The 18,524-nt window shown below is 72.2% G+C and carries 14 protein-coding genes; 7 read left to right on the top strand and 7 right to left on the bottom strand.

The annotated features are described in order from the left end of the window. Nucleotides 1-73 precede the first annotated feature (73 nt). Nucleotides 74-796 (bottom strand): TIGR03089 family protein, encoded by a 723-nt coding sequence (locus ABZ552_RS17695; protein ID WP_281877867.1) that lies wholly within the window; start codon nt 794-796, stop codon nt 74-76. 3 nt (nt 797-799) lie between these two features. Beyond that, complete coding sequence (locus ABZ552_RS17690; RefSeq protein WP_357438341.1) at nt 800-2,209, bottom strand: LCP family protein; 1,410 nt, start codon at nt 2,207-2,209, stop codon at nt 800-802. Nucleotides 2,210-2,481: 272 nt separating this feature from the next. On the opposite strand from ABZ552_RS17690, the gene rfbD reads away from it, so the two are divergent. From rfbD to ABZ552_RS17675, 3 genes are all read left to right on the top strand, one after another. Beyond that, a complete protein-coding gene (gene rfbD, locus ABZ552_RS17685) occupies nt 2,482-3,351 on the top strand; it encodes a dTDP-4-dehydrorhamnose reductase (RefSeq protein ID WP_281917421.1) in 870 nt (289 codons plus the stop codon). Nucleotides 3,352-3,431: 80 nt separating this feature from the next. Beyond that, nucleotides 3,432-4,328 carry a glycosyltransferase family 2 protein gene (locus tag ABZ552_RS17680; protein ID WP_281917420.1) on the top strand — a complete coding sequence of 299 codons (897 nt, stop codon included), beginning with the start codon at nt 3,432-3,434 and terminating at the stop codon, nt 4,326-4,328. 44 nt (nt 4,329-4,372) lie between these two features. Beyond that, nucleotides 4,373-5,452 (top strand): NDP-sugar synthase, encoded by a 1,080-nt coding sequence (locus ABZ552_RS17675; protein ID WP_281877864.1) that lies wholly within the window; start codon nt 4,373-4,375, stop codon nt 5,450-5,452. Nucleotides 5,453-5,569: 117 nt separating this feature from the next. Here ABZ552_RS17675 and ABZ552_RS17670 read toward each other — a convergent pair whose 3' ends face one another. Beyond that, nucleotides 5,570-7,165 carry a carboxylesterase/lipase family protein gene (locus ABZ552_RS17670; RefSeq protein ID WP_281877863.1) on the bottom strand — a complete coding sequence of 532 codons (1,596 nt, stop codon included), beginning with the start codon at nt 7,163-7,165 and terminating at the stop codon, nt 5,570-5,572. A gap of 200 nt (nt 7,166-7,365) precedes the next feature. Here ABZ552_RS17670 and ABZ552_RS17665 point away from each other — a divergent pair, with 200 nt between their 5' ends. After that, the gene (locus ABZ552_RS17665) at nt 7,366-7,593 is read left to right on the top strand and encodes a zinc ribbon domain-containing protein (RefSeq protein WP_281877862.1); all 228 of its coding nucleotides are present in this window, start codon (nt 7,366-7,368) and stop codon (nt 7,591-7,593) included. A gap of 9 nt (nt 7,594-7,602) precedes the next feature. On the opposite strand, the gene ABZ552_RS17660 is transcribed toward ABZ552_RS17665, so the two are convergent. The 4 genes from ABZ552_RS17660 to ABZ552_RS17645 form a co-directional block, all read right to left on the bottom strand. After that, nucleotides 7,603-7,878 carry a SelT/SelW/SelH family protein gene (locus tag ABZ552_RS17660; RefSeq protein ID WP_159847259.1) on the bottom strand — a complete coding sequence of 92 codons (276 nt, stop codon included), beginning with the start codon at nt 7,876-7,878 and terminating at the stop codon, nt 7,603-7,605. A gap of 18 nt (nt 7,879-7,896) precedes the next feature. Continuing rightward, complete coding sequence (locus ABZ552_RS17655) at nt 7,897-8,286, bottom strand: YchJ family metal-binding protein (RefSeq protein ID WP_281877861.1); 390 nt, start codon at nt 8,284-8,286, stop codon at nt 7,897-7,899. 135 nt (nt 8,287-8,421) lie between these two features. Beyond that, nucleotides 8,422-8,910, bottom strand: coding sequence for a hypothetical protein (locus ABZ552_RS17650; RefSeq protein ID WP_281877860.1), 489 nt, complete (start codon nt 8,908-8,910; stop codon nt 8,422-8,424). A gap of 7 nt (nt 8,911-8,917) precedes the next feature. Continuing rightward, a complete protein-coding gene (locus ABZ552_RS17645) occupies nt 8,918-11,362 on the bottom strand; it encodes an AAA family ATPase (RefSeq protein ID WP_357438284.1) in 2,445 nt (814 codons plus the stop codon). Between the two features lie 434 nt (nt 11,363-11,796). Here ABZ552_RS17645 and ABZ552_RS17640 point away from each other — a divergent pair, with 434 nt between their 5' ends. From ABZ552_RS17640 to ABZ552_RS17630, 3 genes are read left to right on the top strand one after another with little or no spacing between them, the layout of a single operon-like run. Continuing rightward, the gene (locus ABZ552_RS17640; RefSeq protein WP_357438281.1) at nt 11,797-14,658 is read left to right on the top strand and encodes an SWIM zinc finger family protein; all 2,862 of its coding nucleotides are present in this window, start codon (nt 11,797-11,799) and stop codon (nt 14,656-14,658) included. Next, nucleotides 14,655-15,755 carry an AAA family ATPase gene (locus ABZ552_RS17635; RefSeq protein WP_357438278.1) on the top strand — a complete coding sequence of 367 codons (1,101 nt, stop codon included), beginning with the start codon at nt 14,655-14,657 and terminating at the stop codon, nt 15,753-15,755. The genes ABZ552_RS17640 and ABZ552_RS17635 overlap by 4 nt, the downstream gene beginning before the upstream one ends. Then, nucleotides 15,752-18,364, top strand: a complete 2,613-nt coding sequence (locus ABZ552_RS17630) for a DUF5682 family protein (RefSeq protein WP_357438275.1) — start codon at nt 15,752-15,754, stop codon at nt 18,362-18,364. The genes ABZ552_RS17635 and ABZ552_RS17630 overlap by 4 nt, the downstream gene beginning before the upstream one ends. The last annotated feature ends 160 nt before the right edge of the window (nt 18,365-18,524 follow it).

The raw sequence follows: 18,524 nt of genomic DNA, 5'->3' as shown, positions 1-18,524 counted from the left end.
GGTTGTGGAACGTGCTCAGGTCGGATTCGGCGCTGATACCGTGGTAGGAGCCGCTACCGGCCGTGCGCCGCGCTCATCCGCGCTGCGCGGTCACCCGCTCCGCCGCGACGCGCCGCTCGCGCTGCGCCGGATCGGGGTTGATCACCTGCACCAGCGACGCGCCCGCGGCGAGCACCGCGAGATACCCGTCGATCAGTTCGGCCGGCGTGTCCCACGGCGTGCTGGACAGCACCCGGTCCCCTTCGGCGAAGCCCTGCCGCATGGCGGACTTCCGCGCCTCGGCGAGCACCTCGGCGACCGGCATGCCGTCCAGCGCGACCCCCGCGCCGCGAGGCAGGAACTGATCGCCGTGCACGCGCACGGAGGTGGCGAAGTCGGTGACGCCCACCGGCACGTCGCGCACCGGGGACCCCATCGCGTCCAGCGACAGCGCCGCGACCTCGCCCACGCCGTCGGCGTCGTCCAGGCGATCCAAAGTGACCAGGGCGAGATCGGCGTCCTCGTCCGGGCGCAGCACCACCTCGGTACCCGCCCACCAGCAGCCGAGCAGCACGGCGGCGGTCTGCCAGTGCGCGGGGAGCAGGACCGCGACCCGGGCGCCCGGGCTCAGGCCGAACTCGTCGCGAATCAAGTTGGCGGTCTTGGCCGCCCAGTTCGCCAGGGTCGCGCCGGACAGCTCGATGCGGGCGCCGGTGGCGTCGTCGTAGTAGGTGACGCGCGGGCCCGCGGGATCGCGGGCGAGGATCGGATCGAGTACCGCTTCGGTGAGGGTGTTTGCCTGGTCGATGTCACGCATGGTTCAGTTCACGCATTTCGGTCCGTTCTGGCCTGCGTCGATCGGTGGAGCGGGCGGGACTGGTGTGGCCGCCGCCGACGATCCGGACAGGTCGAACATCCGGCTCGCCGACGAGCCCGGACCAGAATAGTCGCTCGCCAGTACGACGCTCACCGAATCCGGGGACAGCGCCGGATCCGCCAGCACCGGCAGCCCGCCCAGCGTCTTGGCCACCGCCTGCGCCTTCGGGCTCCCGGTGTCCGCGGCGAGCACCCGGCTGCTCGTGACGCGGCCGCCGGCGTAGTTGGACACCGTGCCTTGACGGAAACCTTTGGCGCTCAGAGTCTGCGCCACGTCGGCCGCGAGGCCGCCGACGCCGCCCGCGTTGTAGACGCTCACGGTCACCGTCGCGGGATCGAAGCCCGGCTCGGCGTTGCGCGGGGCCGGGGCGTCGCCGACCAGCGACGCGACGTAGGACTTGACCGCCTTCGGCTCGACCTTGACGACGGATTCGCCGGTGCCGGTTTCCCCGTTGAGGTCGGCGACCGGGATGGTCTCGAATTTCACCTGGCCGCCGGACAGATCCTTGAGCCGCTGCAGGAACGCCAGCACGTCCCAGTCCTCGTCCAGCACGATCGTGCGCCCCACCGCGTCGCTGAGCTGCTGCAGCTTGACCGGATTGGCCAGCGTCTTCGCGCTGAGCACCTGCTGCACCAGCTGTGCCATGAACACCTGCTGGCGCACGATGCGGTCGATGTCGCCGCGCGGCAGATCGTGGCGCTGGCGCACGAAACTCAGTGCCCGCGGCCCGTCCAGGCGCTGACGTCCCGCCGGGAACCGCGCGCCGGACATCCATTCGTCGACCGGGTTCTTCAGGCACACTTCCACCCCGCCGACGGCGTCGGTGAGCAGCGCGAAGCCGAGCAGGCTCACCTCCGCGTAGTGGTCGACGGTGATGCCGGTGAGACCGGCCACCGTCTTGATCAGCGCCTGCCTGCCCGCCTGGGTGGACTGCCGCTCCGCGTCGGCCTGCGCGACCCCCTGCTCGGTGAGCTTCTGCAACTGCGTCGCCTTGGTCGCGCCGTAGGCCGAATTGATCTTGCCCATGCCCAGGCCGGCGATGTTGACGTAGGAGTCGCGCGGGATGGAGATCGCGGTCGCCGAGCGTCCGTCGTTCGGCACGCGCAGCAGCACGATGGTGTCGGTGTTGGTGCCGACCTCGTCGCCCGCGTGCAGCATCGCGCGCTCGGCCTCCGACAGCGGGTTGCCGTGCGCGTCGGTGCGGCTGTCCACCCCGACCAGCAGAATGTCCACCGCGCCGTCGCGGCTGCCGCCGAGGCCGAGATCGCCGAGGCGCTCGATGTCGGCGACCAGCGCGTCCACGCTGTGCCAGGCGAAACCGGTGAGCGCCAGCACGATCACGGCGGCGGCCACGGCGAACGAGCGCAGCGGACCGAAGGAAGGGTCGCGGGTTCCGGTCCGCCGCGCCGCCGATGTGCCCCTCCGCTGCGACAAGTCTCATCCTCTCGCCGAAAACCCGCTCTCGCCGAAAAATTGGTGTCCTGGCGACGCGCGCGCAACCGATCCGCCACCATGGTTACCGCTCGCCCCGCCCGATTTCGGGATTCCCCGATAGCTCAAGGCTATCGAACGGTTATCGCGAACGGCCGCAACCGAGGGACCGGCGGCGTGCCAGACTTGCGCCCGTGACCGACCCCACCGCCCCCCAACCCACCGTATCCGCCCGCCTCGTCGTCACCGGGGCGCACGGACAGGTGGGCCGGGAACTGCGGCGTCTCGCCCCGGCCGCCGACGGCTACGGGCGCGCCGACCTCGACATCACCGATCCCGTCGCCGTGCGCGCGGTGCTCACGCCCGGCGACGTGGTGCTCAACTGCGCCGCCTATACCGCCGTGGACCGGGCCGAAACCGAAGCCGAAGCCGCGTACGCGGGCAACGCCACCGGACCAGCCGTGCTCGCCGAGGTCTGCGCCGACCTCGGCGCCCGGCTGATCCATCTGTCCACCGATTACGTCTTCCCAGGTACCCAGGATCGGCCGTACGACACCGCCGATGTGACCGGACCGACGTCCGTGTACGGGGCGTCCAAGCTCGCGGGCGAAGAAGCGGTGCTCAGCCGCTGCCCGGACGCGCACGTGGTGCGCACCGCGTGGGTATACAGCGGGCGCGGCGGCGATTTCGTCGCGACGATGCTGCGGCTGGAGCGGGAACGCGACACCGTCGACGTGGTCGACGACGAGATCGGCTCGCCCACCTACGCCGCCGACCTGGCCGCCGCGCTGCTGGAACTGGCGGGCCGGCCGGACGCCCCGCGGGTGCTGCACGCCACCAATGCGGGGCGGGCCAGTCGATTCGAGCTCGCCCGCGCCGTATTCGCGGGTGTCGGCGCCGATCCAGGGCGGGTCCACCCGTGCGACTCGTCCCGGTTTCCCAGACCCGCACGGCGCCCGGCGTATTCGGTGCTCTCGCCGCGGGCCTGGAACGACGCCGGACTGACGCCGCTGCGGGATTGGCGCACGGCGCTGCGCGACGCGCTGGCGCGGCGGTCCGGCTAGGCGGTGCCCGCGCCGGTGCTCCCACCATGCGCGGGCCATCGACGGACGGCGTCCGGCCGCGCCCATTAGAGTTGGCTGTCGTGAGTGATTCCGATTCCGCCGCGCCCGCGGGCCTGGCCGTCGTCACGGTGACCTACTCGCCGGGTGAGCACCTCGAGCACTTCATCAGCACCTTGGCCGCGGCCACCGCGGAGAAACCGCAGGTGATCCTCGCCGACAACGGGTCGGAGGACGGTGTGCCCGAGCTGGTCGCCGAGGCCAATTCGCACGTGCGGCTGCTGCGCACCGGTGGCAACATCGGCTACGGCGGCGCGATCAACCGGGCGGTCGCGGAGATCGATCCGGGCATCGAGTTCATCGTGATCGCCAACCCGGACATCCGCTGGGGCACCGATTCCATCGATAAACTGCTCGCCGCCGCCAAGCGCTGGCCGCGCGCGGGCGCGCTGGGGCCGCTGGTGCTCGAGCCGGACGGCAGCGTCTACCCGTCGGCCCGGCGGGTGCCCGGCCTGCTCGACGGCGCAGGCCACGCGATCCTGGGCACGGTGTGGAAGTCCAATCCGTGGACCCGCCGCTACCGGCAGGAGAACGAGGAGATCTCCGAACGCGCCGTCGGCTGGCTGTCCGGGTCGTGCCTGCTGGTGCGGCGCGCGGCGTTCGACTCGATCGACGGCTTCGATTCCCGCTACTTCATGTACATGGAGGACGTCGACTTCGGCGACCGGATGGGCAAGGCGGGCTGGCACAACGTGTTCGTGCCGGACGCCGAGGTGACCCATGCGAAGGGTCACGCCGCGGGCCGCCATCCCGAGAAGATGCTGCCCGCCCACCACGCGAGCGCCTACCGGTTCCAGGCAGACCGGCATCCGCACTGGTGGCAGGCTCCGCTGCGGCTGGCGTTGCGGGCCGGACTTGCGATCCGCTCGCGGATTGCGGTTCGATCTGCCCTGCGCCAGCAGGCGCGCGACGCCGGGTAACCGGCGGCGCAGGCGAGAAACGACCTTGTGAACAGGGGAGCTTGATGGCAGGAAATACAGGCACCGACGCGGTGATCCTGGTCGGCGGGCAGGGCACGCGGCTGCGTCCGCTGACCCTTTCGGCGCCCAAGCCGATGCTGCCGACGGCCGGGCTGCCGTTCCTGACCCACCTGCTCGCCCGTATCGCGGAGGCCGGGATCACCCACGTGGTGCTGGGTACGTCGTTCAAGGCCGAAGTGTTCGAGGAATACTTCGGCGACGGCTCCGACCTCGGCCTGGAGATCGAGTACGTCACCGAGACCGAGCCACTCGGCACCGGCGGCGCGATCCGCAACGTGCTGCCCAAGCTGCGCGCGGACAACGTCATGGTGTTCAACGGCGACGTGCTCGGCGGCACCGACCTCGGCGCGGTGCTCGACACCCACGAGTCGACCCGCGCCGACGTGACGCTGCACCTGGTCCGGGTCAGCGACCCGCGCGCGTTCGGCTGTGTGCCCACCGACGAGGACGGCCGGGTCACCGCGTTCCTGGAGAAGACTCAGGACCCGCCCACCGACCAGATCAACGCCGGGTGCTACGTCTTCCGTCGCGAGTACATCGAGAAGATCCCGGCCGGGCGCCCGGTGTCGGTGGAGCGCGAGGTGTTCCCGGCGCTGCTGACCGAGGGCGCCCGCCTCCAGGGGTACGTCGACGCGTCGTACTGGCGCGACATGGGCACCCCCGAGGACTTCGTCCGCGGTTCCGCCGACCTGGTCCGCGGCATCGCCCCCTCCCCCGCCCTGCCCGGTCAGCGTGGCGAGTCGCTGGTCCATCCCGGCGCGGGCGTCGCCCCGGGGGCGGTGCTCATCGGCGGCACGGTCGTGGGCCGCGGCGCCGAGATCGGCGCGGGCGCACGCTTGGACGGCGCGGTCGTCTTCGACGGCGCTGTGATCGAGGCGGGCGCCACGGTCGAACGCACGATCATCGGGTTCGGGGCGCGCATCGGCCCGCGCGCGCTCGTGCGCGACGGCGTCATCGGGGACGGCGCGAACATCGGCGCGCGCTGCGAACTGCTGCGCGGGGCCCGCGTGTGGCCCGGCGTGGAGATCCCGGACGGCGGCATCCGCTTCTCCACCGACGTCTGACGCGCGCGGCCGCAGATTCCCGCCGGAGCGTATCGGACTTCGATCTACGCGGGCGGAACGCCGATCACGCGGTCTCGGGTATCCACACCTGCGGTCGCCAGGCGCGGACAACGCCTGCTAGGAGAACCCGACGGCTTGCTGCCCCCAGGCGGTGTGCAGGTCACGGTCCGGGTCGTCGACCACGCGGTCGACGCTGTCGAGGAGCAAGGTGGTGCGGGCGGGCAGGCGGTAGGGCGGCCAGTGTTTGGAGCCGTCCAGGGCGGCGGGAACGCCGTGGGCGGCGAAGGCGAGCCAGCGGCGCATCATCCGCCCGGAGACCTCCATCGCCGCTCTGCGCCCGCCGAGCCAGAACGTCGGGTCGAGGTTGAGCGTGCCGAAATTGCCGAAGACATAAGGCAATTCGGTGGCGTGGCCGGCGCCGACCCGGGCCGCGCGCAGCATCGGGGTGGCGTAGTCGAACCGGTACATCCAGGTGGGCGAATGCTCGGCGTGACCGTCGGCCACCCAGTGCGCGGGCATCCGGAACGCCGCGTCGGTGGACATCGCCAGGGCTCCGCGCGCCTTGCCGAGGTCCGGGTAGGCCGAGGTGATCTCGGCGATCCGCTCCGCGGACATCTCCGGGTGGCTCGCCGCGACGTCCCGCAGCATCGCGTTCACCGCGTCCGGGGTCACCGGCATGATCGGTGAACGCAGCAGCCGGAACAACGACGCCTCGTCCTTGTTCGTCCCGATGATCAACGGCACCCGGTGCGACCCGCCACGCTGGAACCGGTCGATCGGGTAGGTCGGCAGGAGATCGCCGTCGACCACGGGCGCGGCCGCGAGCCTGCCCGGCTCCTTGAGCGGTATCTCGTCGAGCAGGACACCCGCCGCCGTCACGATCCGCTCGATCGGGCATTCCAGCAGCTCCGCCGCCCGGGCCGGGGGCAGTTCGATCAGCTCGAGGAAACGCTGCGCGACCGTCGCCGCCCGCTCCGGACCGAACACCGTGGTCGCGGGCGGGCTCTGCGCGATCGCCTTGTGGAACAGGCCCGCCGCGCGCGGCGCGGTGAGCAGCGCGGTGACGCAGCCCGCGCCGGAGGACTCGCCGAAGAGCGTGACGTTGCCGGGGTCGCCGCCGAACGCGGCGATGTTGTCGCGCACCCACTCCAGTGCGGCGATCTGGTCGCGCAGGCCGAGGTTCGGCGCGAAGTCCTCGCCGAGCGAGGACAGGTCGAGGAAGCCCAGCGCACCGAGGCGATAGTTGACCCCGACGACCACGACGTCACCGGTCGCGGCCAGTTTGCGCCCGTCGTAGATCTGCTGCGCGGCGGTGCCGAGGCAGTACGCGCCGCCGTGCAGCCAGACCAGCACCGGGCGCGGCTCGGTGTCCGCGACGCGGTGCGGATCGCCGGTCTCGGGCCGTGGTGACCAGACGTTGAGCCAGAGGCAGTCCTCGCCCATGGTCAGGCCCGAGTCGATGGGGACCATGGTGCCCATCGTCTGCGGGGCGATCTGCCCGAACGAGGTGCAGTCGCGCACTCCCTCCCAGGGCTGCGGGGGCTGCGGCGGCGCGAACCGGGCCGGTCCGGTGGGGGCCGTGGCGTAGGGGATGCTGCGCCAGACGGATACGGAGCCCTCGCGCACGCCGCGGACGTCGCCGTGCGCCGTTCGCGCGATGGGCTCGGCGAAACCGTCGGGACCGGGCACCGCCTCGGAGAACTGAGCGCGCATCGCGGACCTCCTCATCCTTCTTTTCGAGAGTACGTCGAAGATCAGCACGCCAGCGTCGCGATGTGGGACATCGCCGCGTCGACTCCCATTCATCCGCTGTTCAGGCCCTGCCGTCGGCTGCTGTGTCGAATCGGTCACGGCGGCCGCCGCCACTTCCGATCGTCTGGAGGATGCGCGGACGCAGGCCCTAAACTGAGCGGATGCCGAGTTACAGCTATCGGTGCCGCAGTTGCGGCGACACGTTCGAGGTGACCCGCCCGATGGCGGAGTCGTCGGCGCCGGCGACCTGCCCGGTCGGCCACGACGACACGGTCAAATTGCTGACCACTTTCGCCACCGTCTCCCGGGGCGGCGTGAGCGCGCCCGCGCCGAGCCCCGCTGCGCCTCCGGCCGGCGGCGGCTGCTGCGGTGGCGGCTGCTGCGGCTGACTTCCGGCGTCAGTCGCGCCGGTCGGCGTGACCGAGATCGCGGTCGGGTGCCACCCGGTCGCGCACCCGCTGCTTGAGCACCGCGATCTCGGGGAAGCCGCCGTCGGTCTTGCGTTCCCAGATCTGTTCGCCGTCGACGGTGATCCGGAAGATCCCGCCCGAACCCGGGAGCAGCGCGACCTCGTCCAGGTCGGTGGCGAACGTGCTGAGCAGTTCCTGCGCCATCCAGCTCGCCCGCAGCAGCCAGCGGCATTGGGTGCAGTACTCGATCGCGACGCGTGCCATGCCCGCTGACGCTACCGGTCACTCGGCGTGCGTGCCGTCCAGGTAGACCCAGGCGCCGTCGGAGCGAGCGAATCGACTGGTCTCGCGCAGTGCGCCGCGCCCGTCCGCATCTCGGTAGTGCGCGACGAACGCCACCGTTCCGGTGTCGTCGAACAGCCCGCCGCGGTCGGTGCGGGTGATCTCCAGGAACAGCCAGCGCTGGGCGGGGTCCACCGTGAGTTCGCGCGGGCGGGTGCGCGGATGCCAGGAACGCAGCAGATAGTCGACATCCCCCACCGCGAAGGCGGTGTAGCGCGAGCGCATCAGCGCTTCGGCCGTGGCAGCGGGACGCTCGCCGCGCAGCACCGGACCGCAGCAGTCGTCGAAAGCCTCGCCGCGCCCGCACGGGCACCGTCGTGATTCGCTCATGCCACGTCCTTTCCGGCCCGAGTGAGGCACCGCATGGTCACGCTCGCCAACGTCTGCCCAAATCCGCTCATATCGTGCCTCTGTCCGGCCGGGCGGCATACTCCACGCGCACACTTGACCGCATCATCGCCGGGGTCAATCTCGGCGCGCCTCCACGGCCGCCAAGTCCGCGGCCAAGGCGACGGTCTGTTCCCGCCAGCGCCGTAGATCGGTGACGCTGGGCGCGAGTTCGTAGTCGTGGTGGTGGGCCGCGCGCGACAGCGCCGCCCAGAGCACCGCGACGCGCGCCGCCACGTCCGGTCCCGCGAAGGCGCGCAGCGCGATCAGCTGCGCCCGCATCGGGCAGCGGACCAGCGCGGGCGCCAGCCGCAGCCACAGTTCGTCCACGGCCTGCTCCAACGCGATCCGCAGGATCCAGGCTGTCGCCCGGGACCACAGTCCGCCCGCGTCGGTCACCGATCCGGCGAGCAGCAGATCGACGGTCTCCAGCCGCTCGGCGATCGACGGCCGATCGGCGCGCGGCCGACGCGCGCCGTTGTTCCGCCCACGCTGTCCGTGCCGGGGCGCGCGACCGCCGCCCGCGGGCCCACGGCGCGCGCCGACCGGCTTGCGCCGCCCGGTCATCCGCGCTTCACCTGGCCAGCCACGCGACGAATTTCTCGGTCTCACCGATCAACTCGCGCATGTCCCGCCCGATCGGCACGTGCGCGCCCGCCGTGGCGTCGCGCAGTGCGTCCACCACCCACCGCCCTTCCCGCTCGATCAGATTCTTGTTCAGGTCGTCGACCTTGCTACCCACCCCGAAGACCGCCAGCGCCACCTTCGCCCTGGTGGAGTGGGCGGCATCGATGTGGCGTTCCACCTCGCGGTGATTCATACCCGCGGCGAGCAGGGTGCGCCGCGCCCTGGCCAGACTGGCCGCCTCCACCGCCGAACGGCAGCAGGTGGCCACCAGTTCGTCGGCGATCGCCGCGGGCAACTGGGGCGTGCGGACCAAGGCGCGGGCGTCGTCGAGATAGCGTCGGATCGGGTCGCTGGACACCCGCACCTCGACCACCGAGCGGTCGCGGCGCTGCACTTCCAGGACGGTCGCGTCGAGCTGCATCCGCCGCACCGCCTCGGCGAGGCGCTCGTCATGGGTGAAGACCACCACCTGACGGGTCCAGGCCACCGTGGCCAGCACCTGCGCCAGGCCGTCCACCTTGGCCGGGTCCATCGCCTGCACCGGGTCGTCGATCATGACGAAACGGAACGGGCTCTCCTCCACCGTGGCGCGCGGCAGGAACAACGACAGACCCAGCGCGTGCAACTCGCCCTGGCTCATCACGCCCAGCGCGGCCCCGTCCACCTCGTCGACGGTCACGTCGAGCAGCACGCGCCGCGCGGTGCCCGCGTTGCCCTGCAAGCGGATCGCGCCCAGCTCGACGTTGCTCTGCTGCCGCAGCGTGCGCCACACCCAGCGGGCCGTCGTCTCCAGCGGCGTCATGCGCTCGCCGCGCAGGCCCGCGGTAGCCGCTTTCAGCCAGTCCTCGGCCTTCTTCACCGTGCGCAGTTCCGCCGCGTGCGCGGCCACCTCACGCGCGCCCTCGAGCCAGGTCACGATCCGCGGCACCAGCGGGGTCCACACCTCGTCCAAGCGGTCGAGTTCCTTGCGGGTGCCCTGCTGCAGCAGGTCGAGTTCGTCCACCAACCGCGCGTGCGCGCTGCGCAGCAGCTCGGGCAGGTCCGGGGTGTATTCGGCGGTGGTCAGCGCGGCCCACTCGGCCCACGCCTCGCGCACCGCCGTGGTGTCGACCGACGGCGGGTTGCGCGGGTCGAAATCCAATTCGGCGGGAACGAGTTCGGGAAGCGCCCGCGCGGCCCGCACGGCGTCGCCGAGTTCGACGCGGGCGGTGGTGAGCGCGTCCACCCGGGCGGCGAGCCGCTCGATGGCCGTGTCGGTCTCGCGTGCCCAGTCCTCGTCCAGTGCGCCGCGGCCGCACACCGGGCAGGGGCACGGCCCGCTCGCCGCCTGATGCGCACGCGCCATGCGCAGCAGTTCGAGCAGGCGCAGATCGGCTTCGGCGTCGTCGGTGGCGCCCTCGGCGATGGCCGCGCCCCAGGTCTCGAGCCGGGTGGCCACCGCATCGACTTCGGCGTCGCCGGGCAGCGCGAGCCGCACGATCGCGCGCAAGCCGTCCGGGCCGGCCGGGTCGTCCACCACGCCCAGCACTTCGCGACCCACCGCGGCGAGGTCCGGTTGAGCGGGCCGCAGCAATCCGGCGACCCGGACCGCCCGGTCGTCGGCCACCGACGCGAGCAGTTCCAGCAGCTCCAGCCGCTCCTGACGCGAATCCCGCACCGCGCGTTCGAGTTCCAGGCGGCGCATCCGGATGCGTTCCTGCGCCAGGGTGAGTTCGTCGAGACCCAGCAGTTGGTGCAGCGCGTCGAACAGGTCGCTCGGCTTCCCGTCCACCAGCGCGCCGAGTTCGCTGTAGGACAGGAACGGACGGTAGAGCTCGAGCTGGGCCGCCCACCGGTCCATGTCGAACGCCGACGGCGGCGCGGGCGGATAGCGCTGGGTCCAGTCCGCGTCGGGCAGGTCGGCGTCGGCCGCCCATTCCTTGGCGATGGTGAGCCGGGGCGCGTCACCGGCGGTCAGCAACTCCAGCTCGATGCGGGCAGCAGCGCCGTCGTGCAGGTTGCGCCAGCCTTCCCGCCAGGCCGCCGAGCGACCGTCCCACCGACGGTTTCCACCGGTCAGAGCCATTTCGGCGGCTTCGGCGAAACTGGATTTGCCGCTGCCGTTGCGGCCGACCACGAGCGTGAGACCCGGACCGGGTGGCAGTTGCAGCGTCGTCTCGGGACCGATGCCGCGGAAACCGCGTACCCGGATGGCGCTCAGAAATATGCCGGAATGATCGAATGTCGTTGCCCCATCACCCGATTCGGCGGCGCCCAGGGCGCGCAGCACGGTCCGCGTGACCGAGGGCGTGACCGCCGGATCCTCGGCGAGGCGCCGGGTCACCACCTCCGAGAGCCGGGGCGGCGCGTCCGCGGAACCGACGGCCTGGACAGCGTCGGGATCCAGGCGCATGCGAAAAATCCCCTCCACCATCGAGCCGCCACACGTCCTCCGACCCCGTGCGCGGCGCCTTGTCGAAGCTGTGCGAAACGCTACCCGATCGCGCCGGGATCGCCCAGCGCACCCAGGCGAATCTGCCCGCGGGGATGGATATGGTCATCGAAACGCCTGCGCCCTGTCTCGATGTCCACCCCTCGCCAACCCCGGCGGGCAGCTCGATGGTGTCTACACCCGTTCCGGGTGGCTCGGTCGAGCCGAACAGGACAGAATGCCAGAGCGTCCCCATCGGCGCAAGATTTGTCCGAATGACGAATACGGCGCCGAGACAAGCGCTTCCGAGCGCGGCGCGGCACCGGTGGCGGCACATGTCGGTGCGCTGCGGTAGAAATCCGGTCAACCGAGCAACGAAGGAAGGCGATGAGCCACCACCGAGCTGGAGCCGTGCGATGACGACGCCGTGGACCGAAGACCAGGTCGCGGCGCTGGCGCCCGACGCGAATTCGCTGTCGGCGGCCCACAAGCTGGTGCATCGCTGGCGCGAGTGCGGGCAGCACGGCACGGCGCTGTGGGGGCGGTGCCAGGGCAGCGGCGCCACGCCGTATCAGACGATCGTCGACCTGTCCGGCCCGGCGTACCGGTGCTCCTGCCCGAGCCGCAAATTTCCCTGCAAGCACGCGTTGTCGCTGTTGCTGCGCTGGGCCGCGGGCGAGGTCGCCGTCGCGCCGGAGACCGCGGACTACGCGGCGTCGTGGATCGGCGGCCGTGCGGCGCGGGCCGCCACGACAGCCGACCGCCCCCGCACCCCGAACCCCGCTACCGCCGAACAGCGCCGGGTGCGGGTGACGGCCGGGCTGGAGGAACTCGACACCTGGCTCGGTGACCAGGTACGCACCGGGCTCGCGCAGGCCGACCGCTCGTATCGCGCCTTCGAAGCCGTGGCCGCCCGGATGGTCGACGCGCAGGCTCCCGGCCTCGCCGCCACCCTGCGCAGGCTCCCGGCCGCCGTGGCCACCAGGACCGACTGGCCCGAGGTGGTGCTGCGCGAGTACGCGCGGATGCACCTGCTGATCGCCGCGCACCGGCAACTCGACGCGTGGCCGGCTCCGCTGCGTGCCAGCATCCGGACCCACGTCGGCTATCCGAACCCGGCCGAGGCGGTGCGCGCCGAACCTCCGGTCCGTGACCGGTGGATGGTGTTCGGCTCGCGGATCACCGAGGACGAGCGCCTCTATACCCGGCGCACCTGGTTGTACGGGCGGACGAGCGGGCGCTGGGCGCTGGTGGTCGACCATTCCTTCGGTTCCCCCGGCTTCCCCGCCGACGTTCCCGCGCTCGGGCAGCTGGCCGACGCGCAGCTGCATTACTACCCGGGCGCCGCGCCGTTGCGCGCGTTGTGGGGAGAACGGCACAGTGCCGCCGAACCTTTCACCACGCTGCCCGTCGACGCCGATCGGCCCGCCACGATCGCCGCCGCGCTGGCCGCGCACGCGTCGGCGCTCGGCGCCGATCCGTGGGTGCGCTCGTGGCCGATGCTGCTGGCCGACGTGATCCCCACCCGCACCGAGCAAGGCTGGTTCGTCACCGACGCCGATGGCACGGCGCTGCCGATCCGGCCCGGGGAGCAACCGTGGACGCTGCTGGCCGTCTCCGGCGGTCATCCGGTCACCGTGGCAGGCGAATGGAGCGCCGACGGATTGGAGCCGATTTCGGTGTTCGCCGCGGGTGAGGTCGTCGACCTGGCCGCCACCGAGACCTTCGGGCCCGAGCCGGACCGCCCGGCTCCCGGCAACGCGGACCTCACTTCCGTCGCGTTGCTCGGCACCGCGCGCCGCGCCCCGGATTCCGCCGCACTGCCGCCCCCGATCGCACGCGCGGCCGGCCGGTTGCCGAGCGATCCCGCGACGCGTCTGCTCGAAACCGCCGCGTTGCACGACCTTTTCACCCGCGGTGGAGTCACACCGGCCACCGCGGCGGCGCCGGAGCCCGCACCGGACGACCCACGGCCGTCACTGCCGCGTCCGGCGGCGGCGCGGCTGGCGCGCATGCTGCGGGAACGTTCGGCATTCCTTCCCGAATGGTTCGAGGCCGCGCTGCCGTACGACTACCGCGCGCCGGACGCCCTCTGCGAGCAGCTGCTCGAGCACGCGAAGATCAATGCCTCGTTACGCGAGCCGCTGCTGCGCCTCGCGGGTGCCCGCGGCAGCTGGCTGGCGGCCCGGCATCCGGCCTGGCGGGAACTCGTGCGGCGGTCGTCGACCACGTCCGAGCGTTCCACCGACACCTGGCTGTTCGGCCAACCAACCGAGCGGCGCGACTGGCTCGCCGACCTCCGGCGCGCCGACGCAGGCGCGGCGAGGGCGCAGTTGACCGCGGCGTGGCCGAAGGAGTCGGGCCCGCTGAAGGCCGAACTGCTGGCCGTGCTCGCCGAAGGACTCGGCCCGGACGACGAGCCCCTGCTCGAGACGGCGTTGGACGACCGGCGCGCCGACGTGCGCCGCACCGCCGCCGGACTCCTCGCGCTGCTGCCGGAATCGGCGTTCACGCGTCGGATGCGCGAGCGAGCGAGCGCGTGGATCCGCGCCGAGCACCGGATGCTGCACACGAATGTGGTGCTCACGCTGCCCGATACGCTCGACGCCGCCGCGCAGCGCGACGGGATCACCGATCGCACCGTGGAATTCGCCTACCGCTGGAACGGCGCGCCCGACGTGCTCGCGGCCCGGCTCCGGCAGGTGGTCGCCGCCACCCCGCTGACGCACTGGGCCGGTGTGCTCGGCACGCCGCAGCAGGCGGTGCGCGCCACGATCGAAGACCGGTTCCGGCAGCCGGTCTTCGACGGCTGGGTGGATGCCGCTCTGGCGCAGCGCGATTCGGCCTGGGCGCGGGCGCTGTTCGAGGCGGGCGTGCCCACCGACCTCGCGATGCTGCGCAGGAGGGAACTGTTCGCGCTGCTGCCGCGGGCGGATCGGACCGCGCACCTGGTGCGGCTGGACGGCTCGTGGCTGTCCGAAATAGAAGCGCTGCTGCCCGCGACGGGCCACCCGTGGCCGGACGCGCTGGCCCAGCACGTGGTGCTGCTGCTGTTCGAGCGGGCCCGGGCGGCGGCGCGGCGCCCCGAGACGCACGGCGCGGCGCCGAACGCGCATCGGTCGCTGCTCGCCGCGGCCGCGGTCCACCTTCCGGTCACCGCCGCGGACACGCTGTCCGCGGTGGCCCGCCGGTGCGACGATCCCGCCTGGGCACGAGCCTTCGACCAGCTCGCCCACGACCTCACCCACCGCTCGATGATGCTCGAGGAGTTGCAGTGACCACCACCGACCCGGCGCCGGACCTGCTGCGCCCCCATGCCGAACAGGCGTACGCCGACGAGTTGCGCGCCCTCGCCGCCGCCGACGACCGCCCCCGCCCGCCGTCTTGGCGGTTGTCACCGTGGGCGGTGGTCACCTACCTGCTCGGCGGCACCCTCCCCGACGGCACCGTGATCACCCCGAAGTACGTGGGTCCGCGCAGGCTGATGGAAGTGGCGGTCGCGACGCTGGCCACCGACCGGGCGCTGCTGCTGCTCGGCGTGCCGGGGACCGCGAAGACCTGGGTGTCGGAACACCTTTCCGCCGCCATCAGCGGTTCCTCGACGCTGCTGGTGCAGGGCACCTCCGGCACGGCCGAAGAGGCGATCCGCTACGGCTGGAACTACGCGCGGTTGCTCGCGGAGGGCCCGAGCGAGGCGGCGCTGGTGCCGTCGCCGGTGCTCACGGCCATGCGGACAGGCTCCATCGCCCGGCTCGAGGAACTCACCCGCATCCCCTCGGACGTGCAGGACGCGCTGATCACCGTCCTGTCCGAGAAGACGCTGCCGGTGCCCGAGCTCGGTATGGAGGTGCAGGCCGCCAAGGGCTTCAACGTCATCGCCACCGCGAACGACCGCGACCGCGGGGTGAACGAGTTGTCCTCCGCGTTGCGCCGCCGGTTCAACACGGTGGTGCTGCCGCTGCCCGCGAGCGAGGACGAAGAGGTCGCCATCGTCAGCAGGCGCGTCGAGCAGCTCGGTTCCGCGCTGGAACTGCCCACCGTGCCCGCGGCGGCCGAGGAGGTGCGGCGGGTGGTGCGGGTCTTCCGCGAACTGCGCTCCGGCAGCACCGCCGACGGCCGGACCAAGCTCAAGTCGCCGTCCGGAACGCTGTCCACGGCCGAGGCGATCTCGGTGATCACCAACGGCATCGCCCTCTCGGCGCACTTCGGCGACGGTGTGCTGCGCGCCTCCGACATCGCAGGCGCGGTGCTCGGCTCGGTGATCAAGGACCCGGTGGCCGATGCCGTCGTGTGGACCGAGTACCTGGAGGCCGTGGTCCGCGAGCGACCCGACTGGGCGGACTTCTACCGCGCTTGCCGCGAGGTCACCGGGTGACCTCCGGCACCGGATCCACCGCGGTGACCAGGGTGTTCGGCATCCGCCACCATGGTCCCGGGTCCGCGCGCTCGCTGCGGCTGGCCCTGGCGGACTTCCGGCCCGACATGATCCTCATCGAAGGTCCCGCGGACGCCGATCCGCTGGTTGGCTACGTCGCCGCCGAGGGGATGACCCCGCCGGTCGCGCTGCTGGCGTACGTTCCCGACGCACCCGCCAAGGCCGCGTTCTGGCCGTACGCGGTGTTCTCGCCCGAGTGGCAGGCGCTGCGGTACGCGGTGGACAACGACGTGCCGGTGCGGTTCTGCGACCTGCCCGCGACCGTCACGCTCGCGACGGAGGACGAGCCCGGCGACCGGTTCGACCCACTCGCCGCTCTCGCCGAGGCGGGCGGCTACGACGACGCCGAACGCTGGTGGGACGCCGTCGTCGAATCCGTGCCCGACGCCGAGGCGTTCGACGCGATCACCGAGGCGATGGGCGCACTGCGGGAGACCGCCGAGCGACCTGTGCAAGGCGACCCGGCCTCGGGCACCGGCCCGGCGAACGGGAACCCGTCTAACGGCGAGTCCACGGACGCCGGAACCGTCGGCACAACGCCGGCGGCCGAACCCACCGCAGACCGCCCAGCACAACGCGTACCCACGAGCACCGGAACCACGGGAGACCGGCACCTGGACGGTCCCGCATCCGCAGACCACGCGACGCCGCCCGCGGAAGACCCTTCGGCGAACCGCGCGCCTGAACCGGATGGGGACCGAGCGGCCACCGAATCGGGGCGCGGTCGATCCGAGAGCGATCAACCCCGGACCGCCCCACCAGCACAGGATCGATTCACGAAGAGCCCTGCGCCGGAATTCGATTCGGTCGCGGAGGCGGTCTCCGAATCGGTTGCCGAATCACCGCCAGAGCCACTCGTGGTCGACGCGCACACCTTGCGGCGCGAGGCCTACATGCGGCAGACCATGCGCAAGGCGCTCAAGGACGGGGCGGTGCGGCTGGCGGTGGTGTGCGGTGCGTGGCATGCGCCCGCGCTCACCGGCGCGCTGGGTCCCGCCGCGCCGGACGCCCGGTTGCTCAAGGGGCTGCCGAAGACCAAAGCCCGGCTCACCTGGGTGCCGTGGACGCATTCGCGGCTGTCCACCTCCTCCGGCTACGGCGCAGGCGTCACCTCGCCGGGCTGGTACCACCACCTGTTCACCGCCACCGAGCAGCCGATCACCCGCTGGCTCACCAAGGTGGCGGGGGTGCTGCGCGCCCACGATCTGCCCGTTTCCAGCGCGCACGTCATCGAAGCGGTCCGGCTCGCCGACACCCTCGCCGCGCTGCGCGGCCGGCCGCTCGCCGGTTTGCCGGAGGTCACCGAGGCCACGCGGTCGGTGCTGTGCGGCGGTGACGAAACGATGCTGCGGTTGGTGATCGGCGAACTCGTGGTGGGTGAGGCGCTCGGCGCCGTGCCGGAGGAGACGCCGACCGTGCCGCTGGACGCGGACCTGCGCGCCACGATCCGTTCGCTGCGGATGAAGCAGGAGCCCGCGATCCGCGCCATCGACCTGGATCTGCGCAAGCCACGCGAGGTCGAGCGGTCACGCCTGCTGCACCGCCTGCGGGTGCTCGGCATCGAGTGGGGCACGCTCACCACCAGCGACGTTCGCAGCACCGGCACCTTCCGAGAGACCTGGACGCTGCAATGGCATCCCGAGTACGCGATAGCGGTCATCGAGGCCTCGCGCTGGGGTACCACCATCCGCACCGCGGCGGAGGCGAAGATCCTCGACACCGCGAGCCGCGCCGACCGCTCGGTGGGCGAACTGACCGCCGCGCTGGAAGTCGCGCTGCTCGCCGACCTGGGCGGTGCCACCGACGGTTTGATCGCCCGGCTGGAATCCACGGCGGCGCTGGACCACGACGTGACCCACCTGCTGGCCGCGTTGCCCGGCCTGATCCGCACGCTGCGCTACGGCGACGTGCGCGGCACCGACACCAAAGCGCTGGCCCACGTCGCCGACGGGTTGCTGGTGCGCATCTGCGCGGGCCTGCCCGCGGCGGTCACCGGGTTGGACACCGACGCTGCCACCGATCTGCGCGGGCTGCTGGACGCGGCGCACACCGCCATCCACACCAGAGACGACGGCTGGGCCACCGGCGAGTGGCTGGCCGCGCTGCGCCGCGTCGCCGACCGCGACGACGTGCACGGCGCCCTGGTGGGGCGCGCCGTCCGCTTGCTCGCCGACGCGGGCCGCATCGATGACGCCGAATCCGCGCGCCGCCTGTCCGCGGCCCTCTCGGTAGGCGCAACGGCCGCGGCCAAAGCGGCGTGGATCGACGGGTTCCTCGGCGGACGCGGCCTGCTGCTGGTGCACGACCGGGAGTTGTTGCGGCTCATCGACGACTGGCTGCGCGGACTGGGCGACGACACGTTCGTCGAGACGCTGCCGCTGCTACGCCGCACCTTCGGCGGGTTCGAATCAGGTGAGCGCCGCGCGATCGGGCAGGCGGTCCGCGACGGCGGGTCCGCGGCCGCCGCGTCGGCTGTCGCCGGAATCGACGCCGACCGCGCCACAGTCGCGGTGCGTGCGGCAGCGGAGATTCTGGGGGTCACGATATGAGCAGTCAGGCGGGGATGTCGGCCTCGCGGCAGCACCACGCCGTCCATATCGAAAGCGCACAGAGCACAAGACGCCAGGCCCGCAGACGACAGCGCAGCACTATCGCCCGCACCGAAAGCGGGGACAGTGTGAGCGGGTCAGGCCCGGCGGCGCCAGTTCA

Source organism: Nocardia sp. NPDC019219, from assembly GCF_040632645.1.
In the GTDB taxonomy this organism is placed as follows: Bacteria; Actinomycetota; Actinomycetes; order Mycobacteriales; family Mycobacteriaceae; genus Nocardia; species Nocardia sputorum.
Note: the sequence above shows the minus strand (reverse complement) of the source record. Positions and strands in the feature narration are given on the sequence as shown.